Genomic DNA, 16,918 nt, shown 5'->3' on the forward strand with positions numbered 1-16,918 from the left:
TTCCTCTTCCGAAATTCACAAAACTTTCCGCTTCCCCAGCGCACGCTGGGGCCCAGTCCCACACGCAGCACACTTTCCCATCCGCACTGGATGCCAGCGTCCGCTGGCAACACGGGAATGGGTCACGCCGCCCATTTCCGTTCCGCGCCGCCCACCAGCGCAAACCGCGCCGCCCCCAGCATCGGTCTCGCCACCAGCGACACTTCCACCAGCTCCACCTCGATCAGCTCCCGTCCGCCTTCCACACGCGCCCGCCACAGGCGCGGCCGAAACCCGATCGACAACCCGTCAAGCCCGCGTGCCGCCAGGCCCCTTGCGCTCTCCGCCTCGACCAGGCCGCGCACATACAGCCCGCGCCCGTCCTCGATCATCCGTGTCCACCGTCCGGCCACCGCGCCATTGCGATGCTGCAACAGCATCGGCAACACGCGGGTCTCGCGCAGGCTCCGCGCAAACGCGCCCGCCCGCACAACATCCCCGCCCGCATCCGCCACCCCGAACAGGCTGGCATAGCCCTCAATCAGCAGCGCGTTTTGGTTCTTCATCTCTCGCGGCCCGTGGCCCTGCCTGCGCAGGGCACACGGAACTTGGTTCACGCACCGATCTTCCCGCTTCCCCTGCGCAGGCAGGGGCTGCGAAGGCAGGGGCGGCGACTGATAGAATTCACTCATCCCCCGCCTCCAGTTTCCGCTCCATCCGGTCCAGCTGCGCGCGCACAGCGCCCAGCTCCGCCTCCACACGCGCCAACCGCTCGCCCACAGGCCGCCCGGCCTCGGCGCTCCGCTCAAGGACGGTAATCCGCTCCGCCGCCGCCCCGGCCCACACCAGTGCGCCGCCGGTCTGCACCAGCACGGCCATCACGAAGGCCAGCGTGATCTTCTTCTCGAAATTCATGTGCCAAGCCCCGCAATCGCCCGCTTCTCATCCACGGTCGCAAAGCCCGCGCCCTCCAGCCGCGCCCACAGCGCATCGCGCTCGACCGACAGCGCCGGCACCCGGTCCACATCGCAGCGCACCTCGACATCCCCGGCCAGCGGCTCATCCAGCCACAGGGACAGGGCCGCCGCCATCTTCTCCGCCAGCGGCAACACACTCATCCGCCAGAAGGCGAGATTGGCCTCGCGATAGTTCGAATACGTATTATCCCCCGGTATGCCCAGCAGCATCGGCGGCACGCCCAGCGCCAGCGCAATCTCGCGGGCCGCCGCATTGCGGGCCTCCTGAAAATCCATCTCCGCTGGCGACAGCGACATTGGCTGCCATTCGAGCCCGCCTTCCAGCAACAGGGGTCGCCCGGCATTCGCCGCGCCGGAATAATGCGCCTCAAGTTCGCTTTTCAACGTCTCGAACTGCTCGTCCGGCAAGCGCCCGCCGCCGCCATAGACCAGCGCGCCCGAAGGCTTCGCCGAATTGTCGATCAGCGCCTTCGCCCAGTCGGCACTCGCATTGTGCAGGTCCAGCGCGCGGCGCGCGGCCCCCAAGGGCGGCAGGCCCATCACGTCATCGGCCGGATTGAACAGTTTCAGGTGCAGCACCGGGCTCCAGCCCGTGTCCTCGCGCCGGATCAGCCGCTCCCCGCGCCGCTCGCGCACGGCCCAGGCCTCTACCCAGCCACGCGCATCCGTCACCGGCCGCACACTGTCAGGCCGCAGCGCAAACAGCGCCGCAATCCCGTCCCGCCCATCAATCTGCACGGCCTCGACAAACGCATTCCCGGCCAGCTGAAGCTGCGTGTAAACGCCCTCCAGAAAGCTCGCCCCCGCCATGTCCGGCGCTGGGGCCCGCAGCAGTTTCGCCGCCGCCTCATGCCCCGTCACCAGCGGCACACTGGCCGCCGCCTCCGCCACCATGCGCACACAGCGATAGGCCACCGCGTTACACAAATAGCCGTCCTGCGTCAGCGACGCCGCGTCGCGCCCGCCCCACGCCGCTACCCCCAATTGCGATAGTGCAATCAGAGGTGCCGCCGCTTTCGATTCGCGCCGCATTCCTGCAAATGGCCACCCCCAGTTCATGCTTCGTCTCGCCTCCATGGAACTTCTTCCGATGGAGTGAATTTACCCCGGTCAGCATGCCGGTCGGACGGAAGATAATTTTCCCTAGCAATCCTCGGGCACTAGGCTGAAAAGTTGAGGGAAATGGGCTTTCCGGCCCTGCATTTTTAAACAAACAGGCAATAGCCATGCAGACCCAAATCTGCTTTGTGCCGCGCTTGTGACAGGGGAAGAGGAGCTAGCAGAATGTCGGCACGCGTCATCTCGATCGCCAACTCAAAAGGCGGTGTCGGCAAGACAACCACCTGCGTCATGCTGGCGGAGGCCTTCGCGGCTTCAGGCCGGCGCACACTCGTCGTCGATCTCGATACGCAGGCCAACGCATCGCTGCTCGTTTACGGGCACGAGGGCGATGAACACCTGTTCCAGGCGATCAATGATTACGCCACGATTTCCGACTGGCTGCTGGAGAATTTCTTCGCAAACGAGCAAAAGCGCCTCGGCGAATTCGTCGTCACCAATGCCAGCGACGTTACGCATGACGGCAAGCCGCTGCCCCTCGATCTGATCCCCTCGTCTCCGCGCCTGCGCAAGACAGAGCGCGAGCTGATCTACGAACTCACGGCCAAGAAATACTCGATGCAGGCCCTCGAAGGCCAGGTCGGCCGCCGCCTGCGCGATGACTTTGACCTGCTGAAAAGCGAGTTCGACATCATCATCTGCGACTGCCCGCCCGGCATCTCGGTCATGACCGAAAGCGTGCTCGCGGCCAGCCACCTCATCATCGTCCCCACGATCCCGGATTTCATGTCCACGCTCGGCCTCGATCTTTTCACCGGCGACATCATGAAAAACCTGCGCGATCGTGATATCGAGAACCTGCCGGTTGTCCTGGCCACCCGCTTTGACAACACGCCCCACCAGCAGGTCGTGCTGCAAGCCATGCGCGATGCTGCCAATTCGAAGGAAGCCGAATTCCGGATGTTCAAGACTGTCGTTCCTCTCAAGACCGGCTTTGCGACCAACCCGATCGAACTCGGCCCGGATCCGACCCTCTCGGCCAAATGGCCCGGCGAGGCCCTCGGCATCATCGACTCCCTCATGAAGGAAATCCTGGAGCTATTGAAATGAGCACCCTGACAGCCACCGGAGGGGCCGGCGTGCTGGCAGCCCTGCTCGACAATCGCGACCGTTTTGCCAAGCTCGGCGACAAGGACTTCACCGCCGCCGCCGGCCTCCTCGTCCGCAAGCTCATGATCTCCGCCGGCCAGACGACGGAAGACATGGTCCTCCTGCGCGAAACCGTCGGCAATGACCTTTTCGAAACCGAGCTTAAGCGCCTCACGGCCCACCAGGCGCGCCTCCTCGCCCGCCGCCTCGACAAGCATGTCGACGATTTCGAAGTCTCGACCGCCGGCGCCGCGGCCGCGCATATCCGCCAGCTCCTCAACGGCACGCTCGCGCCCACCGAAGCCACGGATGCCACCGCTCAGGAAGCCGCACCCGACGAGACACCACCCGCCGACGACACGCCCCCAACCGGCAGTGACGACGCCCCGAAGAACGCCTATTTCGGCCGCAAGTCCTTCCGCGCCGGCAACTAGGCCGCCGCGCCCCTCGCCATTTCTTCCGGGCGTAATGTCAGCACCGACACGCCATCGGAGGTGACCGCCACCGTATGCTCGAACTGGGCAGACAGCGCCCCGTCCTTCGTCACCACCGTCCAGCCATCCTCCTCGGTGCGCACATAGCGGCGCCCCTGATTGATCATCGGCTCGATCGTGAACACCATGCCCTCGCGCAGCACCAGTCCCGTGCCCGGCTTGCCATAGTGCAGCACCTGCGGGTCCTCATGCATCTTGCGGCCAATGCCATGCCCGCAATATTCCCGTACAACGGAATAGCCATTCTTCTTGGCATGCCGCTCGATGGCCCAGCCCACATCGCCCAGCCGCGCGCCGGGTCGCACCGCCTTGATGCCCTTCCACATGGCCTCATAGGTCGTCTTCACCAGCCGCTTTGCCGCCGGGTTAACCTCGCCGATCAGGTAGGTCTTGCTCGAATCCGCGATGAAGCCGTTCTTCTCCAGCGTGATGTCGAAATTGACGATATCGCCATCCTTCAGCACATCCGCTTCGGACGGCACCCCATGACAGACCACATGGTTCACGGATGAATTCAGCACGAAGCCATAATCATACTGCCCCTTGCTCGCCGGCCGCGCCTTCAGGTCTTCGACAATGAACCGCTCCACCATCGCATCGACCTCAAGCGTCGTCAGGCCCGCCAGCGGCGTGCGATCCAGCAGGCCGAACACCGAGGCCAGCAGCCGCCCAGACTCCGCCATCAGCGCCAGTTCTTCAGGCTGCTTCGTCATGCGCGCTTTCCGCCAGATCCGGCACCGAAACGCCTGCCGCTTCCATCTCCCGTGCGATCACCTCGCTGAAGCTCAGCCCCGGATTGCTTTCACACAGCAGGCCGATCTTGATCCAGTAAGCCGCCTGCGCATTGATCGACCGGCACGACACCTTGCTCGCCCGGCGCAGCTGGTCGTGCAATGCGTCATCTATATTCACGATGCCCATTCAGGCCTCCATATACGATTCATATATGGATCGTATAGAGTGCCAAAAATAGCCTGCCAAGTGTCCCGGCGCAGATACGGCGCCTAGGCCGCCGCGCCCCGCGGCAGGAACAGCGCCCGGTTCTCGGCTAGGATCATCGCCGTGTCCTCCGCGCTTGGCTCCAGCGACCAGTTGCCCTTCTGGAACGTCCCGCCCAGCACCACGCCATCGCGCCGCCCGAACATGTAGGCATGGCTCCCGGTGATGATGTTATAGTCCACCTCTTCCTGCGGCTGCAGGATCACCAGCTGCCCCCGCGCCGGCATGATGCCCGTGTCGCCGAACAGCACGCCCGCGCCAAGCCCTGTACAGTTGAACACCACCGCTTCGGGCAGCGCCGCCACCTGCGCCACATCGTCAAATGACTGCACCACAATCTTCCCGCCGCGCAGCCGGATGTCCCGCTCCAGCACCCGCAGGTAATAAGGCGTATCCACCATCATCGTGTCGAAACTCTTCGCGAACGGCGCATTGAAGCTCAGTTCGCCCGGTTCATACTCCCGCTCGTTCACGACAAACTCATGCATCGGGCTGCCCTTCGGCGCGGGCGTTTCCGGCTTCGCCGTGTCCGACAGCACATAATTCACTTCCCACGTGACGCCATATTCCGGCCCCGTCAGCAGCTGGAAGCGCTGGAACGCAAAGCGCGACGCCGCCACATGCTTCGCGCGGTACGCATCATCCACCAGACTGTCCTGATACACAGACGCTGGCCACCACTGCCCGCCCGCAATATTCGATGTCGTCTCCGGCGACAGCGCCTTGGCATAGATCGTCACATTGGCCCCGCGCTCCAACAGCAGCATCGCCGTCGACAGGCCCACGATCCCGGCGCCCATCACGGCATAATCCTTCACGCTCGGGTCCCAGCCCTCCTCCACGGCCAGGTGCGCCGTGCCCCAGGACAGCGTGATCCCGCCGCCGCCATGGCCATAATTATGGATAATTGCTTTCTCGCCCAGCATCTCCCGCTCCACGCGGAAACCCGTCGGCCGATAGGGCCTCAGGCCCACAACAACCCGCGCCACCCGGCCCGGATCGACAATCACCGGCGGCACCTGCTTCATCACCACGCCCGGCCCGCGCGACGCCGGAACCCCCGCGCAGGCCGTCGCCACCGCCGCCAGCCCCGTCGCCCCGAAGGCCCGCCGTGTAAGATCTGTCATGGCCCGTCTCTCCTGATTCAAGGTCGCAGCCTCCGCTGCCCCGTGTCGGAGATCAAGCCGTTTCCGCCGCCCGTGTCAGCTGACGCTGCCCCTGCCTAAGCAGCCACCACCGGCCCTTCGGTAAAGCCCGCCATCTGCGCCGCCAGCGCCCGCTTGAACGCCGGGCGCGCAAGGCACCGCGCGTGATAGGCCGCAATATTGGCCCGCTCGCCCAGCAGCGTGGTCTCTTCCAGGTCGCGCAGCACGCTGGCCATCGCAATATCGCCAATGCTGAACGCGCCCTCCAGATAATCCTTCTCGTCCAGCCAGTCCGACAGCCGCTTCAGCTTCTGGCGCACCATCGCTTCCGCGCCCGGCCGGCGCAGCTTGGCCCATTCGGCATCCGGCTCGAACTTGGCGATAATCATCAGCGGCATCACGAACGTCTCGACACTGTTCAGCGCCGCAAACACCCAGCTCGTCACCCGTGCCTTCGCAACCGGGTCACGCGGCATCAGCTTGTCGCTCTTGTCCGCAATATACAGCATGATCGCCCCGGATTCGAACATCTGGATATCGCCCTCTTTCAGCGCCGGCACCTGCGCAAAAGGCTGCTCCTTCAGATAGGCTTCCGGGCGCTCCTCGGACGCATTGAACAGCCGCATCCGGTAGTCGATCCCCGCCTCCTCCAGTGCCCAGCGCGCGCGGATATCGCGCACATGGCCCTTCGCAAAGTCCGGCACCCAATTATAGCCCGTAAGCTCGATAGCGGCATTGGCGGTCTCGGGCATGGCGTGTCTCCTCTTGCGTCCCGGTCTTGACATTTACGTTGATATCAACATATATAGACCATGTCAAACAGCCACGCCGTCCCCTTCGAAACCACGCTCCACGTCCGCGACCATTGCCTCTGCCTCGCCGCGCAGCGGGCCGCCCGCGCCCTCTCGCGCCGCTTTGACGAGGCCTTCCGCCCCCTCGGCATCACGTCCGGCCAATACTCGCTCCTCATGTCGCTGAACCGGCCACAGCCGCCCAGCATCGGCGCAGTCGCCAGCCTCCTCGCCATGGACCGCACCACGCTCACGGCCAACCTGAAGCCCCTCGAAAAGCGCGGCCTCCTCACCTCAACGCCCGATCCCGCAGACAAGCGCAGCCGCCGCCTCGCCCTCACCGATGAAGGCCGCCGCACGCTCGCCGCCGCCGTCCCGATCTGGCGCCAGACGCATGCCGACATCGACGCAGGCCTCCCGCCACGCGCCATCAAGGGCCTGCGCACCGGCCTCGCCGCTCTCGCCTAAAGCGCTCGAATGCGCGGGCCTCCCGTCCGCTCCAGCATCAGCGCCCACACAGCCCACACCAGCGCGTCCACCCGGTCCGGCGACCCGATAAAGCCCTCCGCCCCGAACCGGCACATCTGGTCTTCCAGCGTCGCCAGCAGGCCGAGATGCGCCACCTTGCCCTGCTCGTACAGCAGCGCCACCGGCATCGCCCGCGCCCGCTTGCCAAGCCGCGCATGCACCAGCCGCACCGGCAGGCGGCACCCCGCGCTCTCCAGCGTCTGGCGCACCATCTCGCCGCCCTGGTTCGCCTCGGCGATAATCATGCTCGCCCCCACCGCCTCGGCCAGCGACACCGCCCGCCCCGCCCAGTCTGCCGGGCGCAGGCCCGCCGCCGAGGCATCGCCCAGCACGAAACAGCGCCGCCCAAAGCCTGCCGCCTCCGCCACGCCCGCCGCAATGATCCCGCACGCATCGGCCCGCGGCCCGCTCGTCGCCGGCGGGTCCACCGCCACCACAATGTCGGCCATCCCCGGCACCGCATAAACACGCGCCGCATCAATCATGCTGCGCAGGAACAGCGCGCCCTTCGGGTCTTCCAGCAGGTCGCCCATCAGCTCCTGCCGCGCCATGGCCGATCCCGCATAGGCCGCCTCCATCATGTCAACAAAGCCCGGCGCAAGGTTCACCGCATTCTCCCGCGTCGTGCTGCGCGTCATCATGCTGCCCGCGTCCGCCACCAGCCGCCGCACCAGGTCCACCGGGCGCGGCGTCGTCGTCGCCACGCAGCGCGGGAACGCCCCCAGCCTGAGGCCCATCTGCAAAGTGTCCCACACCGCCTCGCCCTTGGCCCACGCGGCCACTTCATCGCACCAGGCCGCGTCAAACTGCGGGCCCCGCAAACTGTCCGGGTCTTCCGCCGAGAAGGCGAAGGCCTCGGCTCCGTTCGGCCACACCAGCCGCCGCCGCGACACCTCATAAATCGGCCGCCCTCCCGCACCCTTAAGACGGCGCAGCCCGCTCGGCCCCTCGATCATCACCTCGCGCACATCCGAAAGCGCCGGCCCCACCAGCGCCACCCGGCGGCATCCCCGCCGTACCGCCATGCGCACCCATTCCGCCCCCGCCCGCGTCTTGCCAGCGCCACGTCCGCCCATGAACAACCATGTCCGCCACGCCCCCTCCGGCGGAACCTGCGTATCCCTTGCTTCGAATACGAACGGATTTTGTCTCAGGTAGGCCTTTATCTCCTCCGGAAGACTGTTCACCCCCATCCGCATCGCCATCGCCCGCACCCTGTAGTCCAGCGCCGCCCAGCCCACGCTCCTGCTCAACGGCCTCAAGTCGTGCCCAGATTGCATCCTCATCCGGCTCCCTCCCATCCCCCATTCCCTCCTTCGGCGCATCGCCTGCTGCCGCCCGCATCGCGGCTTCCGTCAGCCGCATCTCATTGTTCAGCTTCGCCAGCTTGCCCACATCCACCTCACGCCGATCCGCCACGCTCTCGGCCAGCAACTCATAGGCATGGCGCAGCGTCAGCCAGGCCAGTTCCAGCGGTCGCTCCGGTGCGCCGAGATCCTTCTCGCGGATCGTGCGATCAATCGTCTTCCGGTTGCGTCCCAGCCGTTCGGCAATCTCGCCATGGCTGTGCCCCAGCAAGACAAGAAACCGGATGTCCCGCGCCTCCCGCTCGTTCACGTATCTTCGGTGCCGCGTACTGTTCATGGAGCGTACTATACGCCCACGCGAATCACGGTCGGAGAAGACGCCATCTCTCCCTCACGCGCACAGGCCAATGCAACGCGGAAAACCCCGTCCAGCGTGTCGCTTTTGCGATGATAACATGAACCTTTTTTGACAAAACGCGCCCGCCTGTTGCCGTGCAACCACACTTAACCTGAGTTAAGTTTCCCGAGGCAAAATTGTCGTATTTCAGCAGAAGAAGTGTCGCGCGACTGTCACGTTTGCCGCCTATGCGGGCCCCAATTCTCCCAGGGGCTCGACAGGGTATTCACATGAAACTGCGATATAAAACACTTCTCCTCACCACAGCGCTCGCCTCGGCCAGCCTCTGTTTCACCGCACCCGCCAATGCTCAAGTCACGGAAGTTGACGCCGACGCGCGCCTCGACACCGTGCTTGTCGTTGGCCAGCGCGCCATGATGGAAAGCGCCATCGCCCGCCAGCGCGCCTCCGACACGATCCAGAGCGTCGTCACCCGCGATGCCCTCGGCCAGTTCCCTGACCAGAACGTCGCTGAATCCACCCGCCGCCTCACCGGCATCAACATCCTCGACGATCAGGGCGAAGGCCGCTTCATCTCGGTTCGCGGTCTTGACCCGACGCTCAACGCCTCCTCCATCAACGGCGTCCGCCTGCCATCGCCAGAGGCCGACACGCGCGCCGTCGCGCTGGACGTGGTCGCCTCCGAACTCGTTGAATCGATTGAAGTTAAAAAGACCCTGACGCCTGACATGGACGCCGACACGATCGGTGCCTCCATCGAGATCAACACGACCAAGGCCTTCGACCGCGAAGACCTCTTCCTCAGCACCAAGCTGGAAGGCTCGTACAACGACCTCAACGGCGAATATTCGCCAAAAGCCTCTGTCGACTTCTCCGTGCCGATCACCGACACGTTCGGCATTGCGGGCGGCCTCTCCTTCTCCAATCGCAAGACCTCGACCGACAATATCGAGATGGGCGGCTGGAATACGACGGATGATGGCGTCACATACGCTGAAGACCTTGAGTATCGCGACTATGATGTCGAGCGCGAACGCCTCGGCGGCTCGCTCTCCTTTGACTGGAAAGCCACGGACGAAACCACGCTTTACGCCCGCGCCATCTATTCCAGGTTCGACGACACCGAAAAGCGCCAGCGTCTCGTCTTCACCTTCGACGAGCCCGTCAGCGGCGACGCGAATTCCGCCACCTTCGACTCCGGCAACGAGATCCGTGTACGTCGCGGCCTGAAAGACCGTTTCGAAAGCCAGATCATCCAGTCCTACCAGATCGGCGGCGACACGATCACCGGCCCCTGGAAGTTTGATTACAAGCTGGCCTATTCCGAAGCCCAGGAACACGAATACGATACGCAGGATCCAACCCGCTTCGAGAAGAAGTTCAAGGATGCCGGCGAACTCGGCGTGAATGTCGACTACACCAATCTTGAAAAGCCCATCTTCACCATCCTCAATGGGGCCGACGCCTTCAACGATCCATCGACCTACAAGTTCAAGGAATTGTCTATCAATGACGGCATGTCCAAGGACAAGGAATGGTCGGCCAAGGGTGATATCGCCCGCACGTTCGACCTTGGAAATGCCGATTTCGAATTCAAGACCGGCCTCAAAATCCGTCTGAGAGAGAAGTCCTTCTCCGCCAACAACCTCATCTATGATGATTTCGAAGGCGCAGACGGCTACACGCTGGCCGACGTTGCCGGCAAGCAGAGCTACGGCCTCGCAGAGCTCGGCGTCCTGCCGGACCTCGGCAAGGTCCGCGCCTTCTATGCCGCAAACAAGCAGGGCTTTGTCCTCAACGAAGACGACTCCTTCCTCGACTCCATTTCCGGCGCCTATGACGTGCAGGAAGACATCTACGCCGCCTACGCGCAGGGCAAGTATTCGACGGATCGCCTCACCGTCATCGGCGGTTTCCGTGTCGAGCAGACCAAGGATGACCTCGCCGGCAACCTCGTTGACGAAGACGCTGTCACGGCCACCCCGCTCAGCTTCTCCAACGACTACACCAACGTGCTGCCAAGCCTGAACGTGAAGTATGAGGCGATGGAAAACCTCGTCCTCCGCGCCGGTGTCTTCGCCAGCGTCGTGCGTCCCGGCATCGGCCAGATGGCCCCGCACTCCACGATCAACGAAGACTTGGAAGCCTCGTTCGGCAACCCCGATCTTGATCCCTACAAGGCCTGGAACGGCGACCTCAGCATCGAATACTATCCAAACCCCGGCACCGTCCTTCAGGCCGGCGTCTTCTACAAGGATATCAAGGACTTCATTGTCGAGCAGACCTTCGAAGATGATGTCGCGCCTTATAATGGCGTCTTCCAGGGCATTGAATTCACCGAAGCCACAATCGCCGTGAACGGCGACACGGCAAAAGTGAAAGGTCTTGAGCTGAACTACCAGCAGGCGCTGGACTTCCTCCCCGGCCTGCTCGACGGTGTCCTTGTCGGGCTGAACTACACCTATACCGATGCCGAAGGCGACGTGCCGGATGGCGATGGCGGCTTCCGCTCCATCTCGCTCCCAGCCGCTGCGAAGAACACATACAACGCCATGCTCGGCTACGAGAAGGAAGGCCTGTCCCTCCGCCTCACCGCCGCCTATCGCGACGAGTATCTCGACGAGTTGGGCTCCGAGGCAGGCACCGACCGCTTCGTGAAGGATCACCTTCAGATCGACGCCTCGGCCAAGTATCGCTTCACCGACCGGGTTCAGGGCTTCGTCGAGTTCGTGAACATGGGTGACGAACCCTATACCGCCTTCCAGAAAGGTCCGAACGGGGATCGTCTCCTCCAGTACGAAACCTATTCCTGGACCGGCAAGTTCGGCGTCCGCCTGACCTACTAGTCCCGACACCTCCAGCGGCCTTCCCCCACCTCAAATCCATGGGGAAGGCCGCCTATTGCGGCACAGGCCTGCCGCAATCCCATCGGGAAATGGCCCAGAACACGTACCGGGCCTGCCTGAAAGCGAGACCTTTCCTGCCTTATTCGGGGCGCAGCTTCCAATCATTGCAAATCCGCAATGAAAGGAGCTTCCCATGTTCGCCGCCGTCAGGATCCGTGCCCGTGTCTCAGACTGGAGTCCCCTGTTCTCCCGTTCAGGTCAGTGGCTCGGCGCGGCCCTGACAGCGGCGGCATTTGCCGCTGGCGCCGCCTGGGCCGATCAGGAACCCCGCCTCGTCACGCCGAATGATGCCACCACCGGCACGCTGCTCTTCAAGTCCTCCACCCAAGGAAAATACGTTCAGGCCCCGTCTTTGTTGACGGATGTGCAGATCGACATTTCCGGCCCCATCGCCCGCACCCGCGTCACCCAGCGGTTCGAGAACACGACCGATGGCTGGGTCGAAGGCGTCTATGTCTTCCCCCTGCCTGATGAAAGCGCCGTCGATACGCTCCGCATGCAAATCGGTGATCGCTTCATCGAAGGTATGATCGAGGAGAAGAAGAAGGCGAAAGCCATCTACGAACAGGCCAAATCCGAAGGCAAGAAGACCGCCTTGCTCGAACAGGAACGCCCGAACCTCTTCACCAATTCCGTCGCCAATATCGGCCCCGGCGAGACCATCATCGTCCAGATCGAGTATCAGGAAACCGTCCACCTCGCCGACGACACCTTCTCCCTCCGCTTCCCCATGACCGTCGCCCCGCGCTACATGCCGGCCCCCGAAATCCTCACCGCCTCCCTCGGCGAAGAGGGCTGGGCCGTCGTCGACCCCGTGCCGGATCGTGACCGCATCTCGCCGCCCGTCCTCAACCCCGAACTTGGCAATACCAACCCGCTGACATTGAACGTCTCCCTCGATGCCGGCTTCCCGGTCGGCAAACTGGAGTCGACCTACCATCCAATGGACACGGAATGGTCCGGCAATGGCGCCGCAAACCTCACCCTGTCCTCCGGCAGTACCTATGCCAATCGCGACTTCGAACTCACCTGGACACCCAAGGCCTCCAAGGCCCCCAGCGCCGCGCTTTTCACTGAAACCATTGGCGGAGAGCCCTATTATCTCCTCATGGTCACGCCCCCCGTCGCCGCCCAGTCCGCGCCGCCCCCACCCCGCGAAATCACCTTCATTATCGACACATCCGGCTCCATGGGCGGCGAGTCCATAAGGCAAGCCCGCGACAGCCTCGCCCTCGCCATTGCCCGTCTGAAACCCGAGGACCGATTCAACGTCATCGAGTTCAATTCCGTGACCCACGCCCTGTTCGACCACCCCCTCGATGCCAGCACAACCAACCGCGCCCGCGCCACACGCTGGGTGAACAATCTGGAGGCCACTGGCGGCACCGAAATGCTGCCCGCCCTGCGCGAAGCCCTCGCTGACCATGGCACCGGCGACGGCCGCCTGCGTCAGGTCATCTTCCTCACAGACGGGGCCATCGGCAACGAGCACCAGCTGTTTGAAACCATCACCCAGTACCGCGCCGACGCCCGCATTTTCACCGTCGGCATCGGCTCTGCGCCCAACAGTTTCTTCATGTCCCGCGCCGCCGAACTCGGCCAGGGCAGCTACACATACATTGGCGATGTGGATGAAGTCGCCGCGCGCATGGGCGCCCTGTTCACCAAGCTTGAAAGCCCCGCCATCACCAGCCTCGCCGCCACATGGCCCGACGGCACCAAGGTCGAGGCCTGGCCTTCGCCGCTGCCGGATGTCTATTCCGGCGAGACCCTCGTCATCGCCGCCCATGCCGCCGCAAAGGACGGCCTTGTCTGGGTCTCCGGCGTCAATGGCGACCAGCCCTGGAAGGTCGGCCTGCCCCTGAAACAGGCGGCAAAACGCGAAGGCATTTCCAAACTCTGGGCCCGCAAGAAAATCGCCTCGCTGGAACTCGACCGCGCCCGGGCCGACACATTGCCGGACCTGATCGACGACCAGATCCTCAGCGTCGCCCTCGCCCACCATCTCGTCTCGCGCCTCACCAGCCTCGTCGCCGTTGACGTGACCCCGAGCCGCCCGGACGGGGCTGAGCTGGACAGCGCTCAGGTGCCGCTCAACCTCCCCGCAGGCTGGGATTTCGGCAAGGTTTTCGGCCATGAAGGCATCCGCTCCGACGCGCCGATGATCCCCGTCGACGCCCTCGCCATCCGCAAGCCTGATGCGCAAAAGATGAACGCCCCCATGCAGGTCGATCGCGGCGTCCCGCTGCCGAACACGGGCACACTGTCAGACCTGAAACTGCTCGCCGGCATCATCCTCGTCCTGCTCGGCTTCATGGTGAAACTCGTCTTCCGCCGCATTCGGTTGCGCCATGCCATGTGACGCAGCCGCCAAGAATCCTCCCCCCACATGGGGGAGGTGGCCCCGCCGGGGCCGGAGGGGGGCCTTTCTCACCTCAGCCCTCCTCCTCACCGGCCTCTTCCTGTTCGGCAATGGCGCGTACATGAAAGCCAAGGCCAGCCTATCGCAGATACTCCTCGCCCACGCCTGGGAGCAGACACTGCAAGGCGCATCCGATACACGCCCCTGGCCCTGGGCCGACGTGATGCCCGCCGCAAAGCTGGAGCTGCCCCGTCTCCACGCCTCAGCCATCGTGCTCACCGGCACGAGCGGTCAGGCCCTGGCCTTTGGCCCCGGCGTGATGGAAGGTTCCGCCGCCCCCGGTGAGCCCGGCCTGACGCTACTCGCGGGCCACCGGGACAGCCATTTCGCCTTCCTGCAGCACGCCGAGATTGGTGACGCGATCACCCTCACCGGCCCTGACGGCACGCCACACATCTACACGCTCACAGAGACCCGTATCGTGGACGCAAACGCCAGCCTGCTCAGGCCCGGCGGCACAGGCGCCCCCACGCTTGCCCTGACGACCTGCTATCCCTTCAGCGGTGTCACGCCTACATCCCAGCGCTATATCGCCATCGCCCAAATGAAAGACCCGCCAACCGGTGAGGCTGGCGGGTCTGGTCCTGTTGCAGAGGCAAAGGCGCTATCAGGCGCCGTCGCGATCCCAGAAGCGCAGGTTGGCGATTTCTGAAACGAAGCTCTTTATGCTGGCGGGTTTACCCAGTTCGATACAGCCGCCATCCATGTGGTCGGCCATGCCGATGGCTTCGAAAAGCTTCATCGAGTCAGGCGTGTAGCCGATATATTTGTAGTGCGCGAAGGCGTCGTTGAGGAAGTCCTTCGCCGGTGGCTTCTTCGCCATGTCGTCGGCACATTCTTCGGTCAGCATCAGCGCCACCGCATCGAAAAGCACAGACGGCCCGCCATCAATCTTCTCGTCTGCGGGAACGTGCGTGCGGTCATCAAGGTCGACGCCATTGATGGTCGGTGCGACGACCGCCACCATGCCGCCAGCCTTCTCAACCGCCTCTTTCAGGGCGTTGAACGATTCCGCTGAGGCGTCGTCGCAGAGGAACACGCCCAGTTTGCGTCCTGCAAAGCTCTTGGGCGGGTTCTTGAGCATGCTGAGCGCGTCGGAGGCAGGCAGGTCCTGCATCGTCGGCCGGGCAGCCTTCATGGCCATCGGCGTCTTGATGCCGAGGCCTTCAGCCACCGTATCGGCGAGTCCCTTGTCGATATTGACGAGATGCGCCACCATCCGCTCACGGATTTCGGCTTTTTCCACCTTGCTCAGTTCGAAAACGAGCGCGTCGCCCATATGGGCCTGCTCGACCTCGGTCTGGCTTATATAGAACTGGCGCGCCTGACTGTAATGGTCAGCGAAGGATTCAGGCCTCAGGGCCTCCTTCTTGCCGTTGATGGGCTCGGCGAAGTGCTGGTAGCCATTATCCGGGTCTTCGCGTGGGCCGCCATCCTTGGTACCCCAGCTGTTGGGCTCGTAATTGGCCCGGCCGACAGGGTTCTTCATGGCCATGTGGCCATCCTGCTGGAATGTGCGCATGGGGCACTTGGGGGCGTTGATGGGGATATGGGTGAAGTTCGGTCCGCCGAGGCGTTTGATCTGCGTATCCAGATAGGAAAAGTTGCGCCCCTGCAGCAGCGGGTCGTCGGAAAAGCCGATGCCCGGCACAACGTTGCCCGTGCAGAAGGCAACCTGTTCGGTCTCGGCAAAGAAATTGTCGACGCGGCGGTCGAGCACCATGCGGCCGATGATGCGGACGGGGATTTCCTCTTCCGGGATCAGCTTCGTCGCATCACGCACATCGAACGCGAACTTGTCGGCAAACTTGTCGTCGAAAATCTGCACGCCGAGTTCCCATTCGGGGAAGTCGCCCATCTCGATGGCGTTCCAGAGGTCGCGGCGGTGGAAGTCAGGGTCGGCGCCGTTGATCTTGACGGCCTCGTTCCAGACGACCGACTGCATGCCCATCTTTGGCTTCCAGTGGAACTTCACGAACGATGATTTGCCCTTGGCATTGATCAGGCGGAACGTGTGGACGCCGAACCCTTCCATGAAACGCAGCGAACGCGGAATGGTGCGGTCCGACATGATCCACATGACCATGTGCATCGCTTCGGGGGAGAGGGAGATGAAGTCCCAGAAATTGTCATGTGCCGTCTGCGCCTGCGGGAAGCCGCGATCCGGCTCGGCCTTGGCGGAGTGGATCAGGTCCGGGAATTTCATTGCGTCCTGGATGAAGAAGACCGGGATATTGTTGCCGACGAGATCCCAGTTGCCTTCATCGGTGTAGAATTTCACCGCGAAGCCGCGCACGTCGCGCGCAAGGTCCGGCGAGCCCTTGTTGCCAGCCACGGTGGAGAAGCGCGTGAACAGCGGCACTTTCTTGCCCACTTCCGTCAGCACCTTGGCGCTTGTGAATTCCTCCAGGCTGTCGGTCAGCTCGAAAAAGCCATGAGCGGCATAGCCACGCGCATGAACCACGCGCTCCGGAATGCGCTCATGGTCGAAATGGAACATCTTTTCGCGGAAATGGAAGTCGTCCATCAGCATCGGGCCGGGCGTGCCGGCCTTCAGATGGTTCTGGTCATCGCGGACAGGCACGCCCTGCTGGGTCGTCATGGCTTCGTAGCCGTCCTTGGTGGTCTGATGGGGCGCGCCGCCCTTGTCGAGGGGGGCTCCGGGCTTCATCGGCATGGGGAAATCCTTTCGCTGGAAAAGGCGGCGCAGGGCGGGCCGCATCTCTCAGCTACGCCGCCCCAAGGCTTTCGTTGCACGCATTATGGGAAAATCGCGAAAGTCATAACCTAAGTTAAATCAAAGG

General features: G+C 63.6%; 15 protein-coding genes. 6 read left to right on the forward strand and 9 right to left on the reverse strand.

What is annotated here, in order from left to right:
• Positions 1-122 precede the first annotated feature (122 nt).
• From V7651_RS02000 to V7651_RS02010, 3 genes are all read right to left on the reverse strand, one after another.
• A complete protein-coding gene (locus tag V7651_RS02000) occupies positions 123-545 on the reverse strand; it encodes an HK97 family phage prohead protease (RefSeq protein ID WP_335612015.1) in 423 nt (140 codons plus the stop codon).
• Positions 546-663: 118 nt separating this feature from the next.
• The gene (locus V7651_RS02005; protein ID WP_335612016.1) at positions 664-894 is read right to left on the reverse strand and encodes a hypothetical protein; all 231 of its coding nucleotides are present in this window, start codon (positions 892-894) and stop codon (positions 664-666) included.
• Positions 891-2,015 carry a phage portal protein gene (locus V7651_RS02010; protein WP_335612017.1) on the reverse strand — a complete coding sequence of 375 codons (1,125 nt, stop codon included), beginning with the start codon at positions 2,013-2,015 and terminating at the stop codon, positions 891-893. The genes V7651_RS02005 and V7651_RS02010 overlap by 4 nt, the downstream gene beginning before the upstream one ends.
• 225 nt (positions 2,016-2,240) lie before the next feature.
• Here V7651_RS02010 and V7651_RS02015 point away from each other — a divergent pair, with 225 nt between their 5' ends.
• Both V7651_RS02015 and V7651_RS02020 read left to right on the forward strand, forming a co-directional pair.
• Positions 2,241-3,125 (forward strand): ParA family protein, encoded by an 885-nt coding sequence (locus V7651_RS02015; protein WP_051624616.1) that lies wholly within the window; start codon positions 2,241-2,243, stop codon positions 3,123-3,125.
• Positions 3,122-3,598 (forward strand): hypothetical protein, encoded by a 477-nt coding sequence (locus tag V7651_RS02020; RefSeq protein WP_335612018.1) that lies wholly within the window; start codon positions 3,122-3,124, stop codon positions 3,596-3,598. Before V7651_RS02015 ends, V7651_RS02020 begins: the two co-directional genes overlap by 4 nt.
• Here V7651_RS02020 and map read toward each other — a convergent pair.
• From map to V7651_RS02040, 4 genes are all read right to left on the reverse strand, one after another.
• Positions 3,595-4,371 (reverse strand): type I methionyl aminopeptidase, encoded by a 777-nt coding sequence (gene map / locus V7651_RS02025; protein ID WP_335612019.1) that lies wholly within the window; start codon positions 4,369-4,371, stop codon positions 3,595-3,597. The genes V7651_RS02020 and map overlap by 4 nt on opposite strands.
• Positions 4,355-4,579, reverse strand: coding sequence for a ParD-like family protein (locus V7651_RS02030; protein WP_335612020.1), 225 nt, complete (start codon positions 4,577-4,579; stop codon positions 4,355-4,357). The genes map and V7651_RS02030 overlap by 17 nt, the downstream gene beginning before the upstream one ends.
• Before the next feature lie 83 nt (positions 4,580-4,662).
• Entirely contained in the window at positions 4,663-5,784 is a 1,122-nt protein-coding gene (locus tag V7651_RS02035; protein ID WP_335612021.1) for an FAD-dependent oxidoreductase, read from the reverse strand.
• A 95-nt stretch (positions 5,785-5,879) separates the two neighbouring features.
• On the reverse strand, positions 5,880-6,554 hold the full coding sequence (locus tag V7651_RS02040; RefSeq protein ID WP_335612022.1) for a glutathione S-transferase family protein: 675 nt from the start codon (positions 6,552-6,554) through the stop codon (positions 5,880-5,882).
• Positions 6,555-6,614: 60 nt separating this feature from the next.
• On the opposite strand from V7651_RS02040, the gene V7651_RS02045 reads away from it, so the two are divergent.
• On the forward strand, positions 6,615-7,061 hold the full coding sequence (locus V7651_RS02045; protein ID WP_035537093.1) for a MarR family winged helix-turn-helix transcriptional regulator: 447 nt from the start codon (positions 6,615-6,617) through the stop codon (positions 7,059-7,061).
• On the opposite strand, the gene V7651_RS02050 is transcribed toward V7651_RS02045, so the two are convergent.
• Complete coding sequence (locus V7651_RS02050; protein ID WP_472850102.1) at positions 7,058-8,422, reverse strand: DNA-packaging protein; 1,365 nt, start codon at positions 8,420-8,422, stop codon at positions 7,058-7,060. The two genes, V7651_RS02045 and V7651_RS02050, sit on opposite strands and share 4 nt — an antisense overlap.
• A gap of 633 nt (positions 8,423-9,055) precedes the next feature.
• Here V7651_RS02050 and V7651_RS02060 point away from each other — a divergent pair.
• The 3 genes from V7651_RS02060 (at position 9,056) to V7651_RS02070 (ending at position 14,766) form a co-directional block, all read left to right on the forward strand.
• Entirely contained in the window at positions 9,056-11,632 is a 2,577-nt protein-coding gene (locus V7651_RS02060; RefSeq protein WP_335612025.1) for a TonB-dependent receptor, read from the forward strand.
• A gap of 193 nt (positions 11,633-11,825) precedes the next feature.
• Positions 11,826-14,054 (forward strand): marine proteobacterial sortase target protein, encoded by a 2,229-nt coding sequence (locus V7651_RS02065; RefSeq protein ID WP_335612026.1) that lies wholly within the window; start codon positions 11,826-11,828, stop codon positions 14,052-14,054.
• Positions 14,044-14,766 (forward strand): class GN sortase, encoded by a 723-nt coding sequence (locus V7651_RS02070; protein WP_335612027.1) that lies wholly within the window; start codon positions 14,044-14,046, stop codon positions 14,764-14,766. The genes V7651_RS02065 and V7651_RS02070 overlap by 11 nt, the downstream gene beginning before the upstream one ends.
• Here the strand turns inward: V7651_RS02070 and V7651_RS02075 are convergent.
• Entirely contained in the window at positions 14,722-16,791 is a 2,070-nt protein-coding gene (locus tag V7651_RS02075) for a catalase (RefSeq protein WP_335612028.1), read from the reverse strand. The genes V7651_RS02070 and V7651_RS02075 overlap by 45 nt on opposite strands.
• Positions 16,792-16,918: the final 127 nt, after the last annotated feature.

The organism is Hyphomonas oceanitis, assembly GCF_036964545.1.
Lineage (GTDB): Bacteria > Pseudomonadota > Alphaproteobacteria > Caulobacterales > Hyphomonadaceae > Hyphomonas > Hyphomonas oceanitis.

What these genes read in the sequence shown, in the direction of transcription:
- V7651_RS02000 (WP_335612015.1), bottom strand. Translation starts at nt 545, where the DNA reads ATGAAGAACCAAAACGCGCTGCTGATTGAGGGCTATGCCAGCCTGTTC.
- V7651_RS02005 (WP_335612016.1), bottom strand. Translation starts at nt 894, where the DNA reads ATGAATTTCGAGAAGAAGATCACGCTGGCCTTCGTGATGGCCGTGCTG.
- V7651_RS02010 (WP_335612017.1), bottom strand. Translation starts at nt 2,015, where the DNA reads ATGAACTGGGGGTGGCCATTTGCAGGAATGCGGCGCGAATCGAAAGCG.
- V7651_RS02015 (WP_051624616.1), top strand. Translation starts at nt 2,241, where the DNA reads ATGTCGGCACGCGTCATCTCGATCGCCAACTCAAAAGGCGGTGTCGGC.
- V7651_RS02020 (WP_335612018.1), top strand. Translation starts at nt 3,122, where the DNA reads ATGAGCACCCTGACAGCCACCGGAGGGGCCGGCGTGCTGGCAGCCCTG.
- map (WP_335612019.1), bottom strand. Translation starts at nt 4,371, where the DNA reads ATGACGAAGCAGCCTGAAGAACTGGCGCTGATGGCGGAGTCTGGGCGG.
- V7651_RS02030 (WP_335612020.1), bottom strand. Translation starts at nt 4,579, where the DNA reads ATGGGCATCGTGAATATAGATGACGCATTGCACGACCAGCTGCGCCGG.
- V7651_RS02035 (WP_335612021.1), bottom strand. Translation starts at nt 5,784, where the DNA reads ATGACAGATCTTACACGGCGGGCCTTCGGGGCGACGGGGCTGGCGGCG.
- V7651_RS02040 (WP_335612022.1), bottom strand. Translation starts at nt 6,554, where the DNA reads ATGCCCGAGACCGCCAATGCCGCTATCGAGCTTACGGGCTATAATTGG.
- V7651_RS02045 (WP_035537093.1), top strand. Translation starts at nt 6,615, where the DNA reads ATGTCAAACAGCCACGCCGTCCCCTTCGAAACCACGCTCCACGTCCGC.
- V7651_RS02050 (WP_472850102.1), bottom strand. Translation starts at nt 8,422, where the DNA reads ATGGGAGGGAGCCGGATGAGGATGCAATCTGGGCACGACTTGAGGCCG.
- V7651_RS02060 (WP_335612025.1), top strand. Translation starts at nt 9,056, where the DNA reads ATGAAACTGCGATATAAAACACTTCTCCTCACCACAGCGCTCGCCTCG.
- V7651_RS02065 (WP_335612026.1), top strand. Translation starts at nt 11,826, where the DNA reads ATGTTCGCCGCCGTCAGGATCCGTGCCCGTGTCTCAGACTGGAGTCCC.
- V7651_RS02070 (WP_335612027.1), top strand. Translation starts at nt 14,044, where the DNA reads ATGCCATGTGACGCAGCCGCCAAGAATCCTCCCCCCACATGGGGGAGG.
- V7651_RS02075 (WP_335612028.1), bottom strand. Translation starts at nt 16,791, where the DNA reads ATGCCGATGAAGCCCGGAGCCCCCCTCGACAAGGGCGGCGCGCCCCAT.